The sequence below is a fragment of the Streptomyces sp. NPDC006487 genome, assembly GCF_042870555.1.
Taxonomy (GTDB): domain Bacteria; phylum Actinomycetota; class Actinomycetes; order Streptomycetales; family Streptomycetaceae; genus Streptomyces.
Genome location: NZ_JBIAHN010000015.1, coordinates 224,703 through 244,888, shown reverse-complemented (window position 1 = coordinate 244,888; position 20,186 = coordinate 224,703). Strand labels below are relative to the sequence as shown.

Genomic DNA, 20,186 nt, shown 5'->3' with positions numbered 1-20,186 from the left:
GTGATCAGTGACCCATGCCCAATCCGCCGTCAACGGGAATGACGGCACCAGTGATGTACGCGGCGTTGTCGGACGCCAGGAAGCTGACCGCGGCCGCGATCTCCTCGGGCTGCGCGTAGCGGCCCAGGGGCACCTGGCCGACGATGCCGGCCCGCTGCTCGTCCGTGAGCACCTTCGTCATGTCGGTGTCCACGAAGCCCGGGGCGACGACGTTGAAGGTGATGTTGCGGGAGCCCAGCTCACGGGCGAGGGAGCGGGCGAAGCCGACCAGCGCCGCCTTGGAGGCGGCGTAGTTGGCCTGGCCGGCCGAGCCGAGCAGGCCGACGACCGAGGAGATCAGGACGACGCGGCCCTTCTTGGCGCGGAGCATGCCGCGGTTCGCGCGCTTGACCACGCGGAAGGTGCCGGTGAGGTTGGTGTCGACGACCGAGGCGAAATCGTCCTCGGACATGCGCATCAGCAGCGTGTCCTTGGTGATGCCGGCATTGGCCACGAGGACCTCGACCGCGCCGTGCGCGTCCTCGACCTGCTTGTACGCCAGGTCGACCTGGTCGGAGTCGGTGATGTCGCAGCGGACCGCCAGCACGCCCAGGGCCGTGAGCTCGGCCGGGGGCTCGCCCGACCGGTACGTGATCGCGACCTTGTCCCCCGCTTCCGCGAAAGCTCGGGCGATGGCGAGGCCGATGCCCCGGTTACCTCCGGTGACGAGAACCGAGCGGCTCAACGGATCACCCTTTCGACTAGCGGTCTGAATACCAAAAACCTATAGGTCAAGTACCCCTTCCGGAGAATCCGGCTCCGACAGGGCCTCGGTACGCGCTCTGTCGAGTCCCTACAGAAAGATGTAGGCACGGCAAGCGCCGACGCGACATGATCGGGTCTGCTGCCCAGACCCCCGGGAGGACCTCCGTGCCCCATTCCATCGACGCGGCCTTCACCGCGCTGCCCTTGCGGGCGCTGGCCGACGCGGCGCTCGCGCGGGCCCGCGCGCTGGGCGCCGATCATGCCGATTTCCGTCTGGAACGGATCCGCAGCGCCTCTTGGCGGCTGCGCGACACCAAGCCCTCGGGCGGTTCCGACACCACCGACCTCGGCTACGCGGTCCGCGTGGTGCACGGCGGCAGCTGGGGCTTCGCCTCCGGTGTGGACCTGACCATGGACGCCGCCGCCAAGGTCGCCTCGCAGGCCGTGGCCATGGCGAAGCTGTCCGCCAAGATCATCAAGGCGGCCGGATCGGACGAGCGGGTCGAGCTCGCCGACGAGCCCGTGCACGCCGACAAGACCTGGATCTCCGCCTACGACGTGAACCCCTTCGAGGTGCCGGACACGGAGAAGGCCGCGCTGCTCGCCGACTTCAGCGCGCGCCTCCTGGCGGCCGACGGGGTGGCCCACGTGGACGCCTCACTGCTCGCGGTCCACGAGAACAAGTTCTACGCCGACACCGCGGGCACCTCCACCACCCAGCAGCGGGTGCGCATCCACCCGGAGCTCACCGCCGTCGCCGTCAACGCCGCAACCGGCGAGTTCGACTCGATGCGCACCATCGCCCCGCCGGCCGGGCGCGGCTGGGAGTACCTGACCGGCACCGGCTGGGACTGGCACGCCGAACTGGAGGCGATCCCCGGCCTGCTCGCCGAGAAGATGCGGGCGCCGAGCGTCGAGGCCGGGCGCTACGACCTGGTCGTGGACCCCTCGAACCTGTGGCTCACCATCCACGAGTCCATCGGCCACGCCACCGAGCTGGACCGGGCGCTGGGCTACGAGGCCGCGTACGCCGGGACCTCCTTCGCCACCTTCGACCAGCTGGGCAAGCTCGCCTACGGCTCCCCCGTCATGAACGTGACGGGCGACCGGACGGCCGAGCACGGGCTGGCCACCATCGGCTACGACGACGAGGGCGTCGAGGCGCAGAGCTGGGACCTGGTCAAGGACGGCACCCTGGCCGGCTACCAGACGGACCGGCGGATCGCGAAGCTGACCGGCCTCGGCCGCTCCAACGGCTGCGCCTACGCCGACTCCCCCGGGCACGTGCCCGTCCAGCGCATGGCGAACGTCTCGCTCCAGCCGGATCCGGGCGGGCTCTCCACCGAGGACCTGATCGGCGGGGTGGAGCGCGGGATCTACGTGGTCGGCGACCGCTCCTGGTCCATCGACATGCAGCGCTACAACTTCCAGTTCACCGGGCAGCGCTTCTTCCGCATCGAGAACGGAAAGCTCGCCGGGCAGCTCCGCGACGTGGCCTACCAGGCCACGACCACCGAGTTCTGGGGCTCGATGGAGAAGGTCGGCGGTCCGCAGACCTACGTCCTGGGCGGCGCCTTCAACTGCGGCAAGGCCCAGCCGGGCCAGGTCGCGGCGGTCTCGCACGGCTGCCCGTCCGCGCTGTTCCGTGACGTGAACATCTTGAACACCACGCAGGAGGCCGGACGATGACCTCGTCGAGTCGCACCACCAAGCCCCACGAGATCGTCGAGCGGGCACTGGAGCTGTCCACCGCGGACGGCTGCGTCGTCATCGCCGACGAGGAGTCGAGCGCGAACCTGCGCTGGGCGGGCAACGCCCTGACCACCAACGGGGTCACCCGCGGCCGGACCCTCACGGTCATCGCCACCGTCGACGGCAAGGAGGGCACGGCCTCGGGGGTCGTCTCGCGCTCCGCCGTCACGGCCGCGGAGCTGGAGCCGCTGGTCCGGGCCGCCGAGGCGGCCGCCCGCGGTGCCGGCCCGGCGGAGGACGCGCGGGCGCTGGTCACCGGCACCCCGTCCTCGCCGGACTTCGCGGACGCCCCTGCCGAGACCTCCTCGGCGGTGTTCGCGGACTTCGCCCCGGCCCTGGGCGAGGCCTTCGCCCGGGCCCGCGCGGGCGGCCGCGAGTTGTACGGCTTCGCCAACCACGAGCTGGTGTCCACGTACGTGGGCACCTCCACGGGGCTGCGCCTGCGCCACGACCAGCCCAACGGCACCCTGGAGCTCAACGCCAAGTCCCCGGACCGCCAGCGCTCGGCCTGGGCCGGCCGCGCGACCCGGGACTTCAAGGACGTGGACCCGACCGCGCTGGACGCGGAGCTGGCCGTGCGCCTCGGCTGGGCGGAGCGGAAGATCGACCTTCCGGCCGGGCGGTACGAGACGCTGCTGCCCGCCACGGCCGTGGCCGACCTGCTGATCTACCAGATGTGGTCGGCGTCGGCCCGGGACGCGGTGGAGGGCCGGACGGTCTTCTCCAAGCCCGGCGGCGGCACCCGGCTCGGCGAGCGGCTCTCCCCGCTGCCGCTGAACCTGCGCAGCGATCCGAACGCGCCGGGCCTGGAGTCCGCGCCGTTCGTGATCGCGCACAGCTCCGGCGACAGCGCCTCCGTCTTCGACAACGGCCTGCCGGTGCCGGCGACCGAGTGGATCAAGGACGGAGAGCTGTCCCGGCTGACCACGACCCGGCACACCGCGGAACTGACCGGGCTGCCGGTCTCCCCCTCCTTCGGGAACCTGATCCTGGAGGCCGGCGGGGAGAAGTCCCTGGAGGAGATGGTGGCCTCCACCAGTCGCGGGCTGCTGCTGACCTGCCTCTGGTACATCCGCGAGGTGGACCCGGCCACTCTGCTGCTCACCGGGCTGACCCGGGACGGCGTCTACCTGGTGGAGGACGGCCAGGTCGTCGGCGAGGTCAACAACTTCCGGTTCAACGAGTCCCCCGTGGACCTGCTGTCGCGGGCCTCCGAGGCCGGCCGGACCGAGAAGACCCTGCCGCGCGAATGGAACGACTGGTTCACCAGGACCGCGATGCCGGCGCTGCGCATCCCGGACTTCAACATGAGCTCGGTCAGCAAGGGCGTCTGATCAACGGCGTCCGCCCAACGGGATGGATCAACAAAGCGTGAGAGGTGCGGGGCTTCCCCGCCTAGACTGGCGGGGAATCCCCCAGCTTTCTGTTCCACCTCGTTCAAGGAGACCCAGAACCGTGACGGACATCGTCGACGAACTGAAGTGGCGCGGGCTCTTCGCCCAGTCCACCGACGAAGAAGCGCTGCGCAAGGCGTTCGCGGACGGTCCCGTCACGTTCTATTGCGGCTTCGACCCGACGGCGGCCTCGCTGCACGTGGGTCACCTGGTGCAGGTCCTCACCGTGCGCCGGCTGCAGCAGGCGGGCAACCGTCCGCTGGCGCTGGTCGGCGGGGCCACGGGGCAGATCGGCGACCCGCGTCCGACCGCCGAGCGCACCCTGAACGACCCGGAGACCGTCGCGAACTGGGTGACGCGCCTGCGCACCCAGATCGAGCCGTTCCTGTCCTTCGAGGGCGAGAACGCGGCGGTCATGGTCAACAACCTGGACTGGACGGCGGGCATGTCCGCCATCGAGTTCCTCCGGGACATCGGCAAGCACTTCCGCGTGAACAAGATGCTGACGAAGGACTCGGTCGCCAAGCGGCTGGACTCCGACCAGGGCATCAGCTACACGGAGTTCAGCTACCAGCTGCTCCAGGGCATGGACTTCCTGGAGCTGTACCGCCGGCACGGCTGCGTGCTCCAGCAGGGCGGGTCCGACCAGTGGGGCAACCTGACGGCCGGTCTCGACCTGATCCACCGGGTGGAGCCGGACGCGCACGTCCACGCCATCGCGACCCCGCTGATGGTCAAGGCGGACGGCACCAAGTTCGGCAAGTCCGAGAGCGGCGCCGTCTGGCTCGACCCGGAGATGACCACCCCGTACGCGTTCTACCAGTTCTGGCTGAACGTGGACGACCGGGACGTCTCCACCTACATGCGCATCCTGTCCTTCCAGACCCGTGAGGAGCTGGAAGCGCTGGAGGCGCAGACCGCCGAGCGGCCGCAGGCGCGTGCCGCGCAGCGCGCGCTGGCGGAGGAGCTGACCACGCTGGTGCACGGCGCGGACCAGTGCGCCGCCGTGATCGCGGCGTCCAAGGCGCTGTTCGGCCAGGGCGAGCTGGCGGACCTGGACGAGGCCACCCTGGCGGCGGCCCTGTCCGAACTGCCGCACGCGAAGGTGGCGGAGCCGGGTCCGGTCGTCGATCTGCTGGCGGAGACCGGGCTGGTCGCGAGCAAGTCGGCCGCGCGCCGGACCGTCAAGGAGGGCGGCGCCTACGTGAACAACGTGAAGGTCGCCTCCGAGGACGCGGTCCCCGCCAAGGAGGACCTGCTGCACGGGCGCTGGCTGGTGCTGCGCCGCGGCAAGAAGAACCTGGCGGCGGTCGAGGTCACCGGCTAGTCGCCGCCGCGGCACGACGGAGGGGCCGGTCCGGACGCACTGTCCGGACCGGCCCCTCCGTCGTGCTCCGCCGCCGCGCCGCGCGGCGGGCCCGAGCCCTCAGGTCATCTGCTTCTTGCCGCCGCGCAGCGAGCTGTAGATCAGGTCACCGAGGCCGACCACCACGACGGCTCCGGCAAGCTGCAGCAAGTGCCGGATCCAGTCGATGCCGCGCGTTTCGTTGACGCCGATCCAGGTGGCCACGGCGTTGCCGAGGACCGCGCCGATGATGCCGAAGACGGTGGTCAGCCAAAGGGGCTGGTGCTGCTTGCCCGGCAGGATCGCCCGGGCTATCAGTCCCAGTACAAAGCCGACGATGATCGCCCACAACCAACCCATGTCGAGCCTCCTCCTGGCGCGTTGTGCGCATGTGGGCCCAGTCTCGACCCGTCCGGCCCAGCGCGCATTTCGGGCGGCTCCATTCGGGGGACACCCCCTCTGCCCGGCTCGAGGCGGGCGGCGTACGGTGGAGGCGTCCGGGCCGGGGAGTGTCCGGCGATCGATCGGGTGGTGGGTTGTGGAGCGGACGAAGCGGAACGGGTCCGAGGTCTTCCGGATCACGGGGGCGCGGATGAGCCTCGCCGAGGACGTACGGGGACGCCAGCGCCGGTACGTGATCTCGATGCTGGTCCGCACCCTGTCGGTCATCGCGACGATCGTCCTGTGGAACGTGCAGCGGCCCGTGGCCATCGTGACGCTCGTCGCGGGGGCGCTGCTGCCGTACATCGCGGTGGTCATCGCGAACGCGGGACGCGAATCGACGCCCTCCCTGCCGTCGCACTTCGTGCCGGCGCCCGTACGCCCCGTTCTGGGTGACGGGAACCTCAAGAAAAGCTCAGATCAATCATGAAGTTCCAGTGCACCGCACCGGGTCCTGCGTGACATACTGCCTACGCGCTCCGCATCCCCCGTCGGAGCGACGGACCGACGCCGGGCAGCTCCCCCCGTGGCTGCTCGGCGTCGCCATTCCGTCTTAGGGTTGAGCCGTGACTCCCCTTGACGCATTTGTGAACGAAGCTTCCGCCACCGAGGTACCCACCTGTTCCGCCAAGGCATGCCGCGAGACGGCCGTCTGGGTCCTGGCGTGGAACAACCCGAAGCTGCACACCCCCGAGCGCCGCAAGACCTGGCTGGCGTGCGAGGAGCACCGCGAGCACCTGTCCCAGTTCCTGGGGGTCCGCGGTTTCCTCAAGGACGTCGTGAAGCTCGACGAGTGGGAAGCGCCCGAGGGCTCGCAGCGGCCGTAGCCACTGCGAGCCCTCGGGGTCGCTCGGATCCGCCGGTGACGGCGGGGGTGACGGTGGAGGTCAGCCGCCGATCGCCGACATCGGGCGGTCGGGCTGCAGGAAGGTCGGGTCGTCGAGGCCGGACCCGGCCTTCTTGCCCCACATCGCCACCTTCCACAGTCGGGCGATCTCCTCGTCCGGGGCGCCCGAGCGCAGGGCGGCGCGCAGGTCGGACTCCTCGGTGGCGAAGAGGCACGTACGGATCTGGCCGTCGGCCGTGAGGCGCGTACGGTCGCAGGCGCCGCAGAACGGGCGGGTGACCGAGGCGATGACGCCGACGGTGGCGGGGCCGCCGTCGACGACCCATCGCTCGGCCGGGGCGGAGCCGCGCTCCTCGGACCCTTCTTCGGTGAGCGTGAAGCGGGTGCGCAGGGATTCCAGGATGTCACCGGCGGTGATCATGCCGTCGCGCTTCCAGCCGTGCTGGGCGTCGAGCGGCATCTGCTCGATGAAGCGGAGTTCGTACTCGTTCTCCACGGCCCAGGCCAGCAGGTCGGGGGCCTCGTCGTCGTTGAGTCCGGGCATCAGCACCGCGTTGACCTTGACGGGGGTGAGGCCGGCGTCGCGGGCGGCGGCCATGCCCTCGATGACGTCCTTGTGGCGGTCGCGCCGGGTCAGGGTCTTGAAGACCTCGGGCCGCAGCGTGTCCAGGGAAACGTTCACCCGGTCCAGGCCGGCGGCCTTGAGCGCCTGTGCGGTGCGCTTGAGGCCGATGCCGTTGGTGGTCAGCGACATCTTGGGGCGGGGCTCCAGGGCCGCGCACTGCTCGACGATCCCGACGAGGCCGGGGCGCAGCAGCGGCTCGCCGCCGGTGAAGCGGACTTCCTTGATCCCGAGCTGGGTGACCGCGATGCGGATCAGGCGGACGATCTCGTCGTCGCTGAGCAGATCCGATTTGCCGAGCCACTGCAGGCCCTCTTCGGGCATGCAGTAGGTACAGCGCAGGTTGCACCGGTCGGTGAGCGAGACGCGCAGGTCAGTGGCTACGCGGCCGTAGGTGTCGAGAAGCACTGTAAGCCCCCTCCCCTGTCCGGTTTATAGAGGTTTGCGCCGTGATGGATGAGAGTACGAGCGCTATCAACGAGCCTACGCGACACGCGTGACATGTAGGGGTGCCCGAATGAACGAGACGAGGCGTGGCCGTGTCGTAGGGACATACGACACGGCCACGCTCGGTGTTCGGAGCATCTCGCTGAGGCGCAGCGTGTCAGTGCGCGCCGGTTCCGGTGAGCGACCGGACCTCGAGCTCGGCGAACTTCTGCGGGTCGGCCTTCTCCTTGGAGAGGACGGTTCCCAGCCACCCCAGCAGGAAGCCGAGCGGGATGGAGATGATGCCGGGGTTCTCCAGCGGGAACCAGTAGAAGTCGGCGCCCTTGAACATCGAGGTGGGCTTGCCCGAGACGACCGGGGAGAAGAGCACCAGGACGACCGAGGAGACCAGGCCGCCGTAGATGGACCACAGGGCGCCCTGGGTGGTGAAGCGCTTCCAGAAGAGGCTGTAGAGGATCGTCGGCAGGTTGGCGGAGGCGGCCACCGCGAAGGCCAGGGCGACGAGTCCGGCGACGTTGAGGTCGCGGGCGAGGGCGCCGAGGCCGATGGCGACGGCTCCGATGACCACGGTGGACCAGCGCGCCGCCCGTACCTCTTCCTTCTCGGTGGCCTTGCCCTTGCGGATCACGTTCACGTAGATGTCGTGCGCGAAGGACGAGGAGGAGGCCAGGGTCAGGCCCGCGACGACCGCGAGGATCGTGGCGAAGGCCACCGCCGAGATCACGGCGAGCAGGACCGCACCGCCGGTGGAGCCCGGACCGCCGCCGATCTCCTGGGCGAGCAGCGGGGCCGCGGTGGTGCCCGCCTTGTTGGAGGCGATGATGTCGGCCCGCTTGAGCAGGGCCGCGGCGCCGAAGCCGAGGACGATCGTCATCAGGTAGAAGGCGCCGATGATGCCGATGGCCCAGTTCACGGACTTGCGGGCGGCCTTGGCCGTCGGGACCGTGTAGAAGCGGATCAGGATGTGGGGCAGGCCGGCGGTGCCCAGCACCAGGGCGAGGCCCAGCGAGAGGAAGTCCAGCTTCGAGAGCGAGTCCTTGCCGTACTTCAGGCCCGGCTCCAGGAACTTCACTCCCTGACCGCTGTTGTCGGCGGCCTGGCCCAGCAGGTCCGAGACGTTGAAGTTGAACTTGAGCAGCACCAGGAAGGTGATCAGCAGCGTGCCCGCGATCAGCAGCACGGCCTTGATCATCTGCACCCAGGTGGTGCCCTTCATCCCGCCGATGGTGACGTAGAGGATCATCAGGACGCCGACCAGCGAGACGATCACGACCTTGCCGAAGTCGCTGGTGATGCCGAGGAGCAGCGAGACGAGCACGCCCGCGCCGGCCATCTGGGCGAGCAGGTAGAAGATCGAGACCACGATGGTGGAGGTGCCTGCGGCGGTCCGTACGGGGCGCTGGCGCATCCGGTACGCGAGCACGTCGCCCATCGTGTAGCGGCCGGAGTTGCGCAGCGGCTCGGCGACCAGGAGCAGGGCCACCAGCCAGGCGACGAGGAAGCCGATCGAGTAGAGGAAGCCGTCGTAGCCGAAGAGCGCGATGGCTCCGGCGATGCCGAGGAAGGACGCGGCGGACATGTAGTCGCCGGAGATGGCCAGACCGTTCTGGAATCCGGTGAACTGGCGGCCGCCCGCGTAGAAGTCGGCGGCGTCCTTGGTCTGGCGCCCGGCCCAGATCGTGATGGCCAGGGTGGCGACGACGAACAGCCCGAACAGGGTGATGATCAGCGGGCGGTGCTCGGAGGCACCGGCGGCGGTGGTCGTACCCGCCGTGGCCGCCCCGGCGACCGCCACGTACAGCGGGGCGCTCATTCGCCCGCCTCCATCCTTGCCTTGATGGCCGAGGCCTTGGGGTCGAGCTGGGACGCCGCGTGGCGCGAGTACAGCCAGGCGATGAGGAAGGTCGTCGCGAACTGGCCGAGGCCCAGGACCAGGGCCACGTTGATGTTGCCGAAGAGCTTCGTCCCCATGAAGTCGCCCGCGTAGTTGGAGAGCAGGACGTAGAGCAGGTACCAGGCGATGAACGCCACGGTGAGCGGGAAGGCGAAGGAGCGGTGGGCGCGGCGCAGTTCGGCGAACTCCTCGCTCTGCTGGACGCGTACGAACTCCTGGGGCCCGGGGCTCGCCGGCGGCGTTCCCGTGCTGCCCGGGGGCGGCGCTGTTTCGGCTGTCACGGGGGACTCTCCTTGTGACGCGGGTGCGGTGGGGATGACGGACAAAACAACCTCCGTGGGGGGACGGTGGTGCCGATCCCCCCTGTCAACGGCACGTCCGGCGCGTCGGGGTGGTTCAACACCTGCTTGTTTCTTTGGGAACTGATTCCTCGAACTCATGGCGCAGGAGGGAACGGAAACGCTAAGTTCGCCTGTCATGAACCCGTCCGTCGCGACCGCGCCCGGACGGCTTTTTCACGATGATGTGGAGAACCCATGGCTCATCTGGGAACCGGTAACCGGCGGCGCGCTCTCGCCGTTCCGGTCGGCCTGGCGCTCACCGCCTCGCTCGCTTTCCTGCCCTCGGTCGCGGCCTCCGCCGCTCCGCTCGGCCTGACTGCGGACGCCTCGGTCACCGCCACGCCCGACACCTCCGGCCCCAAGCTGTCCTACGTGGCGAACTTGACCTCGTACGGAAGCGTGAAGCAGGCGAAGAAGTCGATCGAGCGTGCCGGTGGCACCGTGGTGATCGCATATGAGCAAATCGGAGTGGTCGTAGCCCACTCGCAGAACCCGGACTTCGCCAAGCAGCTCCGCGGTCAGCGGAGCCTGTTCGCGTCGGTCGGCGCCACCCGTACGGCTCCCCTGTCGGTCGTGCAGACCGATGAGGAGGGATCGACGCAGCGGCTGAGCGACGCGGACGCCGCGAAGGCGGCGGCGCAGGCCGAGCCCGGACAGGAGCCCCTGGAGTCCAACCAGTGGGACCTGCGCGCGATCAAGGCCGATCAGGCTCACAAGATCAACGATGGCAGCCGGAACGTGACGGTGGGCGTCATCGACACGGGTGTCGACGACACTCACCCGGATCTCGCCCCGAACTTCTCCAAGGGCCAGTCCGCCAACTGCGTCGGCGGCGTCGCCGACACCACCGAGGGCTCCTGGCGCCCGTACGCCGACGGCAGCGACCACGGCACCCACGTGGCGGGCACCATCGCGGCCCCGCGCAACGGAGTCGGCATCAGCGGCGTGGCGCCCGGCGTCCAGGTGGCCGCCATCAAGGTGAGCGAGCCCTCGACCAGCCTCTTCTACACCGAGGCCGTCGTCTGCGCGTTCATGTTCGCCGCCGAGAAGGGGATCGAGGTGACCAACAACAGCTACTACGTCGACCCCTGGCTCTACAACTGCAAGTCGGACGACGACCAGAAGGCGCTGGTGGAGGCCCTCGGCCGGGCGACGAAGTACTCCGAGCGCAAGGGCGTGCTCAGCGTGGCCTCGGCGGGCAACTCGAACCACGACCTGGCGTCCAACGCCATCATGGACGACACCAGCCCGAACGACACCACCCCGGTGCCCCGCACCATCGACCCCCACGTCTGCCTGGACATCCCCACCCAGCTCCCGGGCGTGGTCACGGTGAGCGCGACCGGTGACCAGGGATTCAAGTCGTACTACTCCAGCTACGGCCTGGGCGTCGTCGACGTCGCGGCCCCCGGCGGCGACAAGTGGCAGATACCCGCCACCCCGGACGCCAACGGCCGCGTGCTGTCCACCCTCCCGGGCGGCGGTTACGGCTACAAGCAGGGCACTTCGATGGCCGGCCCGCACGTCGCCGGTGTCGCCGCCCTGCTCAAGAGCGCGCACCCGTGGGCGAGCCCGGCGCAGCTCCAGCTGCTCCTCAAGGCCCAGGCCACGAAGACGGCCTGCCCCGAGAAGGTCTACGACGCCACGGGCGTGCTGGTCGACGCCGCCACCTGCAACAGCAAGTGGGGCCAGAACAGCTACGACGGCTACGGCGTGGTCGACGCTCTGAAGGCCGTCAAGTAAGCGGCTGGATCCGCTGACACGCTGACATGAGGAAGGGCCGGGCGGGGAACATCCCGCACGGCCCTTCCTTGCGTTGCCGCGTTCCTCCGCGCTCAGCCCTGCCGTCAGGGCTTGATCATGACCTTCAGCGCGCTGCGGTCGTCCATCGCCCGGTAGCCCTCCGGGACCTCGTCCAGGGTGACGGCCCGGTCGAAGACCGGCGACGGGTCGATCGCACCGCTGAGCACGTCCGCGAGGAGCTCGGGGATGTACGCGCGGACCGGCGCGACCCCGCCCCGCAGGGTGAGGTTGCGGTCGAACATGACACCGAGGTCGAGGCCGGTGCCGCTGCCGTGCGGCACGCCGACGTAGCCGATGGCTCCGCCGTCGCGGGCGATGTTCACCGCGGTGCGCATGGACTGCTCGGTGCCGACCGCCTCGATGACCGAGTGGGCGCCCTGGCCGCCGGTGAGCTCGCGCACGGCCGCCTCGGCGGCCTCGCCGCGCTCGGCGACCACGTCGGTGGCCCCGAAGAGCTTGGCGATGTCCGTACGGACCGCGTGCCGGCCCAGTGCGATGATCCGGTCGGCGCCCAGGCGCTTGGCCGCGAGGACCCCGCACAGGCCGACCGCGCCGTCGCCGACGACGGCGACCGTCGAGCCCTTGCGGACCCCCGCGCCGAGTGCGGCGTGGTGGCCGGTGCCCATGACGTCGGACAGCGCGAGCAGCGCGGTCAGCAGGTGGTCGTCGGAGGCGGCGTCGGCGGGCAGCTTCACCAGCGTGCCGTCGGCGTGCGGGACCCGGACGGCCTCGCCCTGGCCGCCGTCGTGGCCGACCGAGCCCCAGAAGCCGCCGTGCTCGCAGGAGGTGTAGAGGCCCTCGGAGCAGTAGGCGCAGGTGCCGTCGGACCACATGAAGGGGGCGACGACGAGGTCTCCGGCGCGCAGGTCCGAGACGGCGGAGCCGGTCTCCTCGACGATGCCGAGGAACTCGTGCCCGATCCGCTGGCCCGGCTGGCGCTTGGCTTCGCCGCGGTAGGCCCACAGGTCGCTGCCGCAGATGCAGGCACGCAGGACGCGGACGACGGCGTCCTCGGGGCGCTGGATCGCAGCGTCGGGCACCTCCTCCACGCGGATGTCGTGCGGGGCGTGGATGACGGTGGCGCGCATGGTGGTGCAGTCCTCCGGTTAGGAAGTGGTGGAGCCCTGTAGGGCCTCCCTACCGTACGCCCGCCGCGGCGCGAGTGCTCCCGTGGCCAGCAGGTACTGGGCCGCCACGTAGGTGGCCATCACCCAGAAGTCCGCGCGGGGCAGCTGGGGCCACTCGGCGACCCCGGTGGCGATGAGCGTGTCGGAGAGCAGGAACAGCGCCCCGCCGAGCCCGGCCCGCGGCCCCAGGGCGCTGGAGCGGTAGGCCATGGCGGTGAGCAGCAGGCTGTACCCGGCGACCGGGATCCGCAGCTCCGCGGGCAGGTCGCCCCAGAGCAGGGTGACGGTGGACAGCAGCGCGGCGGCGTACGCGGCCCCGAGCAGGGGGCCCGTCCGGCGGTGGCCGAAGAGCACGAGGTAGCAGACGTGCCCGGCGGCGAAGGAGCCCATCCCGATCAGGAACGCGGCGTCGGCGTCGAAGAGCAGGGCCAGGTCCCCGCCCCAGCCGAAGAGCAGGGCCGCGATCAGCAGCCGGGGCGCGCGCAGGGTGATGACGTAGGCGACGAGCAGCGGCATCAGCAGCGGCTTGGCGATGAGGTGCCCGGTGTGCCAGCCCGCCAGCAGCGACCCCAGGTCCAGGGCGGTGGCGGCGGCGAAGGCGACGAGCAGCGCCCTGGTGGCGAAGCCGGCGCCCGGGGGGAGGGCGGGGCGCGCCCAGGCGGGCGTACGGGACCCCGCCCGTTCGGTGGATCCGGTGGCGCTCACGCGGCGTGCTCCGGGGCGGGGGCGGGCGCCTCGGCGGGGGCGGCCTGCGCTGCCTGCGCTGCCGATGCCTGTGCCTGTGCGGGCTGCCAGCCGGGGCCGCGGAACACGCGTCCGGCGCGCTCGCGCCAGGTGGTGGCCCCGCGCACGTCCCGGGCGATGGACGCGTACTCGTGGGTGGCGACGCGCAGCGGGTTGAAGGTGCCGATGTTCTTGGTGAGACCGAAGACGGGCTTGTCGGTCTCACCGACCCAGGAGCCGAACATCCGGTCCCAGACGATCAGGATGCCGCCGAAGTTGCGGTCCAGGTAGCCGCCCTGGGAGGCGTGGTGGACGCGGTGGTGGGACGGGGAGTTGAAGACGTACTCGATCGGCCGGGGCAGTTTGTCGATGCGCTCGGTGTGGATCCAGAACTGGTAGACGAGGTTGACCGAGTAGCAGAAGGCGATGGCGGCCGGGTGCACGCCCAGGGCGATCATCGGGAGGTAGAACGGCCAGGAGGTGGCGCTGGTCCAGGGCTGGCGCAGGGCGGTGGTGAGGTTGAACTTGCGGCTGCTGTGATGGACGACGTGGCAGGCCCACAGGATGCGGATGACGTGGTGGCCGCGGTGCTGCCAGTAGTAGAGGAAGTCCTGGGCGAGCAGCATCAGCGGGATGGTCCACCACAGGACGGGCACGCGCAGCGGGGTGAGCTCGTAGACCGCGGTGTAGATCGCGACGATCGGGATCTTCCAGAGGAAGTCGAAGCCGAGGCTGCCGATCCCCATGCCGAGGCTGGTGACGGCGTCCTTGGTCTCGTACCCGGCGGCGTCCTCGTCGGGATGGATGCGGTAGCTCACGAGCTCTATCACGGTGAGCAGGACGAAGGCGGGTATGGACCACAGCACGACATCGGGCAGGTTCGGCATGTCCGCACCATAGAGGCGGGTTCGGGGGCTCGGCTAGTGGTTGTTACCGATCGGTATCCATCGGTGTTACCGACGGTTCACGAGATGCTTCCGGGTGAGGGTGTCCGGGCAGGGGGAGGACATGGGGATGACGGACTCAGGTGCGGGTTTCGGGGCCGCGGCCTTAAGGGCGGCCGAGGCGGTGGCGCTGGCCCTGGCGAAGTCCCGGCCGGGGCCGGCGCGCCGGCTCAGGCCGGCGAAGGCGGGCGATCCCGCGGTACGGCGCCTCGCGCACGAGCTGGCGGGCCGGCTGGCCGGGGCGGTCGCGGAACGCACGGAACTGTCGGAGCCCGACCGGCTGGCGGCGGTGACCGCCGTCGGCGAGGTGTTCGCCGCCCTGGGCCCGAGGGAGGCCCGGGCCCTCTTCGCGGCGGACCCCGGCCCGGGGCCCGCGGACGACCCCCCGGGCGACGCCTCCCTGAGCCGTGCGGCGGCGGCCGCCTACCGGGAGCTGTTCGCCCTGTGCCGCGCGGCGGGCAGGAGCGGCCCGCAGGACCCGGCGGGCAGGAGCGGGACCACGGGAAACGGGAACTCGGGAAGCGGGGGTGCGGGAAACGGGGGTGCGGGAAACGGGAGCGCCGACGACCGGGCGGCACGGTTCGAGGAGGAGTACGCGCACCACGTGGCCCGGGCCCAGGCGCGGGTCCAGCTGTTCGGGCTGACCTTCAGCCAGGACCGCCGCGACTGGCCCCTGGACCTCGCCTACATCAGCCTCGCCGTCAGCGGCGCGCAGCTCCTGGAGGAACCCGGCCCGCAGACCCCGGTCAAGGCCGAGGTGGCCCTGAACTCCGCGGAGCGGGTCCTGCTGCGCGGCCCGGCCGGCTCGGGCAAGAGCACCCTCGTCCAGTGGCTGGCCCTGAACGCCGCCCGCAGCAGTTTCGGGCCCCAGCTGCGCGACTGGAACACCCTGGTCCCCTTCGTCCTGCCGCTGCGCTCCTTCAACTCCCCCGCCGGGCTCCCGCGGCCCGGGGACTGGCTGACCGCGACCGGGGTCCCGCTGACGGCCCCGGAGGGCTGGGTCGAGCGGCTCCTCTCCGCCGGTCGGGCGCTGGTCCTGGTCGACGGGGTCGACGAGGTGCCGCCGCGGTTGCGCAGCCGGACCGAGTCCTGGCTCCGGGAGCTGCTCACCGCGTATCCGGCGGCCCGTTTCGTGGTCACCACCCGCCCCTCGGCCGTGCCGGAGGACTGGCTCACCGCCCAGGGCTTCTCCTCGCTCGCCCTGCTGCCGATGGAACGCGACGACGTCGGCGCCTTCATCACGCACTGGCACGACTCCGCCCGCGCCGAAGCCGACGGCGAGGGCTCCGGCATGGAGCGGGAGCGCGAGCTGCTCGACCGGTACGAGAAGGCACTCCTGCAGGCCGTCGCCACCCGCCGGGACCTGGGCCGGCTCGCGACGAACCCGCTGATGTGCGCCCTGCTCTGCGCCCTGAACCGGGACCGCAGGATGCACCTGCCCCGGGCCCGCAAGGAGCTCTACGACGCGGCGCTGGACATGCTCCTGATCCGCCGCGACAGCGAGCGGGACATCTCCGGTGTCGAGGGCGTCTACCTCAGCCGGGACGAACAGACCCTGCTGCTCCAGCGGCTCGCGTACTGGCTGATCCGCAACGGGCAGGTGGAGGCCTCCGCCGAGGAGGCGATCAGGATGATCGCCGAATCGCTCGACGCCATGCCGCAGGTCAAGGCGCAGGGCAGCGCGCAGACCGTGTTCCGGCACCTGCTGATCCGCAGCGGGCTGCTCCGGGAGCCGGTGCCGGGCTCGGTGCTGTTCGTCCACCGCACCTTCCAGGACTACCTCGGCGCCAAGGCGGCCGTGGAGGCACGGGACTTCGGCGTCCTGGTGCGCAATGCCCACGAGGACACCTGGGACAACGTGGTCCGGATGGCCGTGGGCCACGCCCGCCCCGACGAACGCGCCGCACTGCTGCGGCAGTTGCTGCACCGCGCCGACCAGGTCGAAGCCGACCGCAGCCGCCTGGTACTGCTCGCGGCCGCCTGTCTGGAGCACGCGCCGGAGCTGGACCCGGAGGTCTGGCGCGAGGTGGAGGCCCGTACGGCCCGGCTGCTGCCGCCGCGCTCCCCGAGCCAGGCCGGGGAGCTGGCCAAGGCGGGCGAGCTGGTCCTGGAGCTGCTGCCGGAGCCGGCCGGGCTCACCGAGGAGGAGGCCGCCGCGACGATCCGTACCGCGGCCCTGGTCGGCGGCGACCGGGCCCTCCAGGTCATCGCGGGTTTCCGGACCGACGACCGCTACGAGGTGGGGCGCGAACTGTCCGACGCCTGGGGGCGGTTCCCCGTGGACGCCTACGTGGACACGGTGCTCGCCGACGCCCCCATGCGCGCGGCCCACCTGCACGTGCGCACCGCCGGACAGCTGCGGGCCCTGGACCGGCTCCCGCACGTCCGCCGGCTGCACGTCACGTGGGACGGGCCGGTGCCGAGGGAGATCACCGGGCGGCGGGACCTGGAGTCGCTGATCCTGCACCGCAACGCGCGCCTCGCCGACCTGTCGCCGCTGGCCGGGCGGACGGAGCTGCGACACCTGGGCGTCCTGGACTGCCCGAAGGTCACCGGGATCGAGGTGGTGTCCGAACTGCGGGCCGACAGCCTCGCCTTCGGCTACCTGCGCGACGACCTCTCGCTCGCACCGCTGGCGGGGGCGGCCGGCCTGCGCTCGCTGGTCATCGGTTTCGAACCGGAGCAGCGGCGGATCGGGGACGTCCCGGCCGCGGACTCGCTGACCGCGCTGCACCTGTGGCAGGGCGCCCGCCGGATGACCCTCGACGGGATCGAGCGCTGGCCGCGGGTGGAGAAGCTGACGGTCGCCGGGAGCAGCCAGTACCGGCAGCTGGTGCGCTCGCTGCCGCTCAGGGGCCTGACCGCCCTGCAGATCCGGCACGCCGCGCCCATTTCGGCGGGGGCGCTCCTGCCGTACGAACGCCTCGGCCGCCTCGTGCTGATCCGGTGCGCGCTGGAGGGCACCCTGGAGGCGCTGCGCGATGTCCCGGCGCTGCGCCGGCTGGTGCTGAGCGAATGCCTGGGGACCGTGGACCTGTCGCCGCTCGCCCCCTTGGAGGAGCTCGTGATCGAGCTGCGCCGGGGCACGCACGTCACCGGGGCGGAGCTGATCCCGCCGGAGCGGCTCGTCCGCAGGGACTGAACCGCTCCGGCGGGGTGGGGTGCCGGGGCCGCCGGGATCGCCGGGTCAGGCGGCCGCGGAGGCGCTACGGGGCGTTCGTGCGCTCCCCGTCACCAGACCCTGACCGAGCCCCCGCGGGCGAAGGCCGGGCTGGTGGCGCCCGCCGGGACCTCCGTCAGGGGCTGTGCGATCTCCGAGACGAGGGGGCCGTGCTTGGCGGCCACCGCGTCGAGGAGGGCGAGGTCGAAGCCGTACACCCGGGCGGCGTTGCCGCCGACCATGGCGGCGACCTCCTCACGGGGCAGGCCCGCGTAGGCGATGCGCAGGCCCTCCCGGGAGTAGGGCGTGGTGCCCTCGTCGTGGGGGTAGTCGCTGCCCCACATGATCTTGTCCAGGCCGATCCGGTCCCGCAGCGGGACCTCGTGGGGGCGCATGAAGCTCGCTCCGACGAAGCAGTTCTCCCGCCAGACCTCGCTGGGCCCCTTGCCCATGGACTCCGCCAGACCGGCCCCGAACTTGGCCTCGGCGGTGGCCGAGGCCGCGACCAGGCGGCCGTGGTAGTAGTCCAGCATCTCGATCACGCCCGGGATCCAGCCGGAGCCCTGCTCCGTCAGGACCAGTTTCAGCCCGGGGTTGCGGCGGAAGGCCCCGCCGAAGATGAGGTGCCACAGGGCCCGGTGGGAGAACCAGGTGGTCTCCACCATGAAGACGGCCCGCGCCGCAGGCTCGTCGCCCAGCGGCGGCGAGGCGGAGCCCCCGTGGTGGTTGACCGGGACGTCCAGCTCGTCGCAGACGGCCCAGATCGGGTCGTAGACCTGCGAGTAGAGCTCGGGGACGGTGGAGCCGGGCGGGACTCCGGGCAGCAGGATGCCGCCGGTCAGGCCCGCGCTGCGGGTGCGGCGGATCTCGGCGACCGCCGCGTCCACGTCGTTCAGCAGGATCTGGACCACGCCCGCCCGGCGCCCCGGCGCGTCCGCGCAGAAGTCCGCCAGCCACCGGTTGTGGGCCTGGAGTCCGGCCCAGCGCATCTCGTACTCGGCCGCCGTCGGGGGCTGGGCCATCAGCGAGGCCTTGGGGAAGAACGGCGGGATGGTGTTCGGGAAGAGCACCTCCGCGACGATCCCGTCGGCTTCGAGCTCGGCCAGGCGCCGGGCCGAGTTCCAGTTGCGGTCGGCCGTGTCCGCGAGGAGGTCCTCGTACGGGTTGACGTAGGTCGAGGCCCAGGCGTCGAACTCCTCGTGGTGGCGCTTCTCCAGGTACGGCTTGTAGTCCAGCAGGTCGGCGCCCGCGTGGCAGTCGGCCGAGATGACCGTGTAGCGGTCCTCCCCGGTGGCCGGTGTCTCGGAGCTCACGAGTTCACCCCCAGGACCGGGAAGTCGTTGTCGGTCAGCCAGTGCCGGCCCACGTCGCGCGAGCGCGACCAGGACGCTTCGACGGCCGCCTGGTCCGCGCTCTGGCCGAGCTCGGCGGGGGTGGGGCCGATGCGGCGGGCGATCGGCGCCAGCTTCTCGGTGTCGAAGCCGAAGACGTCGGCCGCGGCCAGGCCCAGCATCCGGCGGGTCTCCTCGACGGGGATGTCGTGGAAGGTGTTCTTCAGCCAGTTCCGGGTGTTGGGCCAGGTCCCCTCGGGGTGCGGGAAGTCCGAGCCCCACAGGATGTTGTCCACGCCGATCTCGTAGCGCTGGGCCAGCTCGCGCCGTTTGGTGTTGGTGGCGCAGATGAACACCTGCCGGTCCAGGTACTCGCTCGGCGGCCGTTTCAGCTCCTCGAACGGCGACAGCTTCTTGCCGCCGTGCGCGCCGAGGTAGAGCCGGTCCATGAACCAGAGCTGGTTCGGCAGCCACCAGCAGCCCGACTCGGCGACGCCGAACTTCAACCCCGGGTGCCGCTCGAAGACCCCGGACCAGAGCAGGAACCACAGCGGGCGGGCCGGCCACCAGGTGACCTCGGAGACGAAGATGCCCAGGTGGTCCCCGTACTCGTGGCGCGGTGAGGATCCCGAGTGGGTGACGATCGGCATCTGCGTCTCGGCCGCCGCCGCCCACACCGGGTCGTAACGGCGGTCGTGGTACGGGGCCTTGTCCACCCACATCGCCGGGATCATCAGGGCGCCGAGCCCGGATGCCTTGGCCCGGTATACCTCGGCGACGACCTTGTCCGGTTCGCCGGTGATGGGCAGCAGGGCGACCCCGCAGTGCCGTTCGGGGTTCTCCGACACGAACTCGGCCAGCCACCGGTTGTGCGCCTGGGCGCCGGCCATGCCGAGCTCGGGGTCCTGGTCGCCGGAGAGGCCGAGGCCCACCCCGAAGGGGGCGGCGGTCTGGCTGTCCACCGCGTCGGCGTCCGGGAAGACGACTTCGGCGGCCACGCCGTCGCCGTCGAGTTCCTTCAGCCGCTGCGTGACGTCCCAGCCGCCCTTGAGGCCCTCCTCGTGGTCGTGGAACCACTTCTCGGCGAAGGCCTCGTTGCGCACGCCCAGCTTGGTGGCCTCGGCGCGGCGGGCGTCGCGCTCGCCGAGGAACTCGTCGAACTGCGGGTGGAAGGCACGGTCCAGGTAAGGGCGGTACTGCTCGGTGGGCAGCCCGGCGTGGCAGTCGGAGGAGATGATCAGGTACGGGTCTTCGTACGCACTCACGATTGA

The 20,186-nt window shown here is 71.1% G+C and carries 17 protein-coding genes; 7 read left to right on the top strand and 10 right to left on the bottom strand.

Translation table 11 applies throughout. The features are described 5' to 3' along the window. Nucleotides 1–4: 4 nt before the first annotated feature. Nucleotides 5–724 carry a 3-oxoacyl-[acyl-carrier-protein] reductase gene (fabG, locus tag ACFYM0_RS27040; RefSeq protein WP_327252053.1) on the bottom strand — a complete coding sequence of 240 codons (720 nt, stop codon included), beginning with the start codon at nt 722–724 and terminating at the stop codon, nt 5–7. 185 nt (nt 725–909) lie between these two features. On the opposite strand from fabG, the gene ACFYM0_RS27035 reads away from it, so the two are divergent. The 3 genes from ACFYM0_RS27035 (at nt 910) to tyrS (ending at nt 5,217) form a co-directional block, all read left to right on the top strand. Beyond that, nucleotides 910–2,433 carry a TldD/PmbA family protein gene (locus tag ACFYM0_RS27035; protein WP_388505809.1) on the top strand — a complete coding sequence of 508 codons (1,524 nt, stop codon included), beginning with the start codon at nt 910–912 and terminating at the stop codon, nt 2,431–2,433. Further along, entirely contained in the window at nt 2,430–3,830 is a 1,401-nt protein-coding gene (locus ACFYM0_RS27030) for a metallopeptidase TldD-related protein (RefSeq protein WP_388505807.1), read from the top strand. Before ACFYM0_RS27035 ends, ACFYM0_RS27030 begins: the two co-directional genes overlap by 4 nt. Nucleotides 3,831–3,951: 121 nt before the next feature. After that, nucleotides 3,952–5,217 carry a tyrosine--tRNA ligase gene (gene tyrS, locus ACFYM0_RS27025; protein WP_388505806.1) on the top strand — a complete coding sequence of 422 codons (1,266 nt, stop codon included), beginning with the start codon at nt 3,952–3,954 and terminating at the stop codon, nt 5,215–5,217. 99 nt (nt 5,218–5,316) lie between these two features. Here tyrS and ACFYM0_RS27020 read toward each other — a convergent pair whose 3' ends face one another. Further along, on the bottom strand, nt 5,317–5,595 hold the full coding sequence (locus tag ACFYM0_RS27020; RefSeq protein WP_327252057.1) for a GlsB/YeaQ/YmgE family stress response membrane protein: 279 nt from the start codon (nt 5,593–5,595) through the stop codon (nt 5,317–5,319). 178 nt (nt 5,596–5,773) lie between these two features. Here ACFYM0_RS27020 and ACFYM0_RS27015 point away from each other — a divergent pair, with 178 nt between their 5' ends. Together ACFYM0_RS27015 and ACFYM0_RS27010 are read left to right on the top strand one after the other, a co-directional pair. Beyond that, nucleotides 5,774–6,106 (top strand): DUF3099 domain-containing protein, encoded by a 333-nt coding sequence (locus ACFYM0_RS27015; protein WP_388505805.1) that lies wholly within the window; start codon nt 5,774–5,776, stop codon nt 6,104–6,106. Between the two features lie 136 nt (nt 6,107–6,242). Next, the gene (locus ACFYM0_RS27010) at nt 6,243–6,503 is read left to right on the top strand and encodes a hypothetical protein (protein WP_388505803.1); all 261 of its coding nucleotides are present in this window, start codon (nt 6,243–6,245) and stop codon (nt 6,501–6,503) included. A gap of 60 nt (nt 6,504–6,563) precedes the next feature. Here ACFYM0_RS27010 and moaA read toward each other — a convergent pair whose 3' ends face one another. From moaA to ACFYM0_RS26995, 3 genes are all read right to left on the bottom strand, one after another. Next, nucleotides 6,564–7,553 carry a GTP 3',8-cyclase MoaA gene (moaA, locus tag ACFYM0_RS27005; protein ID WP_250742236.1) on the bottom strand — a complete coding sequence of 330 codons (990 nt, stop codon included), beginning with the start codon at nt 7,551–7,553 and terminating at the stop codon, nt 6,564–6,566. Between the two features lie 196 nt (nt 7,554–7,749). Continuing rightward, entirely contained in the window at nt 7,750–9,405 is a 1,656-nt protein-coding gene (locus tag ACFYM0_RS27000) for a cation acetate symporter (RefSeq protein WP_388505802.1), read from the bottom strand. Continuing rightward, nucleotides 9,402–9,767 (bottom strand): DUF485 domain-containing protein, encoded by a 366-nt coding sequence (locus tag ACFYM0_RS26995; protein ID WP_388505800.1) that lies wholly within the window; start codon nt 9,765–9,767, stop codon nt 9,402–9,404. Before ACFYM0_RS26995 ends, ACFYM0_RS27000 begins: the two co-directional genes overlap by 4 nt. A gap of 255 nt (nt 9,768–10,022) precedes the next feature. Between ACFYM0_RS26995 and ACFYM0_RS26990 the strand changes: the two genes are divergently transcribed. Beyond that, nucleotides 10,023–11,570, top strand: coding sequence for a S8 family serine peptidase (locus tag ACFYM0_RS26990; protein ID WP_388505799.1), 1,548 nt, complete (start codon nt 10,023–10,025; stop codon nt 11,568–11,570). A gap of 104 nt (nt 11,571–11,674) precedes the next feature. On the opposite strand, the gene ACFYM0_RS26985 is transcribed toward ACFYM0_RS26990, so the two are convergent. From ACFYM0_RS26985 to ACFYM0_RS26975, 3 genes are read right to left on the bottom strand one after another with little or no spacing between them, the layout of a single operon-like run. Beyond that, nucleotides 11,675–12,718, bottom strand: coding sequence for a zinc-dependent alcohol dehydrogenase family protein (locus tag ACFYM0_RS26985; RefSeq protein ID WP_388505797.1), 1,044 nt, complete (start codon nt 12,716–12,718; stop codon nt 11,675–11,677). A gap of 18 nt (nt 12,719–12,736) precedes the next feature. Beyond that, nucleotides 12,737–13,462 (bottom strand): lysoplasmalogenase, encoded by a 726-nt coding sequence (locus ACFYM0_RS26980; RefSeq protein ID WP_388505796.1) that lies wholly within the window; start codon nt 13,460–13,462, stop codon nt 12,737–12,739. Continuing rightward, nucleotides 13,459–14,367, bottom strand: a complete 909-nt coding sequence (locus tag ACFYM0_RS26975) for a sterol desaturase family protein (protein ID WP_388505794.1) — start codon at nt 14,365–14,367, stop codon at nt 13,459–13,461. The genes ACFYM0_RS26980 and ACFYM0_RS26975 overlap by 4 nt, the downstream gene beginning before the upstream one ends. 127 nt (nt 14,368–14,494) lie before the next feature. On the opposite strand from ACFYM0_RS26975, the gene ACFYM0_RS26970 reads away from it, so the two are divergent. Further along, on the top strand, nt 14,495–17,566 hold the full coding sequence (locus ACFYM0_RS26970) for an NACHT domain-containing protein (protein ID WP_388505792.1): 3,072 nt from the start codon (nt 14,495–14,497) through the stop codon (nt 17,564–17,566). Between the two features lie 89 nt (nt 17,567–17,655). Here ACFYM0_RS26970 and ACFYM0_RS26965 read toward each other — a convergent pair whose 3' ends face one another. After that, a complete protein-coding gene (locus ACFYM0_RS26965) occupies nt 17,656–18,897 on the bottom strand; it encodes an amidohydrolase family protein (RefSeq protein WP_388505791.1) in 1,242 nt (413 codons plus the stop codon). After that, entirely contained in the window at nt 18,894–20,180 is a 1,287-nt protein-coding gene (locus ACFYM0_RS26960) for an amidohydrolase family protein (protein WP_388505789.1), read from the bottom strand. Before ACFYM0_RS26960 ends, ACFYM0_RS26965 begins: the two co-directional genes overlap by 4 nt. Between the last annotated feature and the right edge of the window lie 6 nt (nt 20,181–20,186).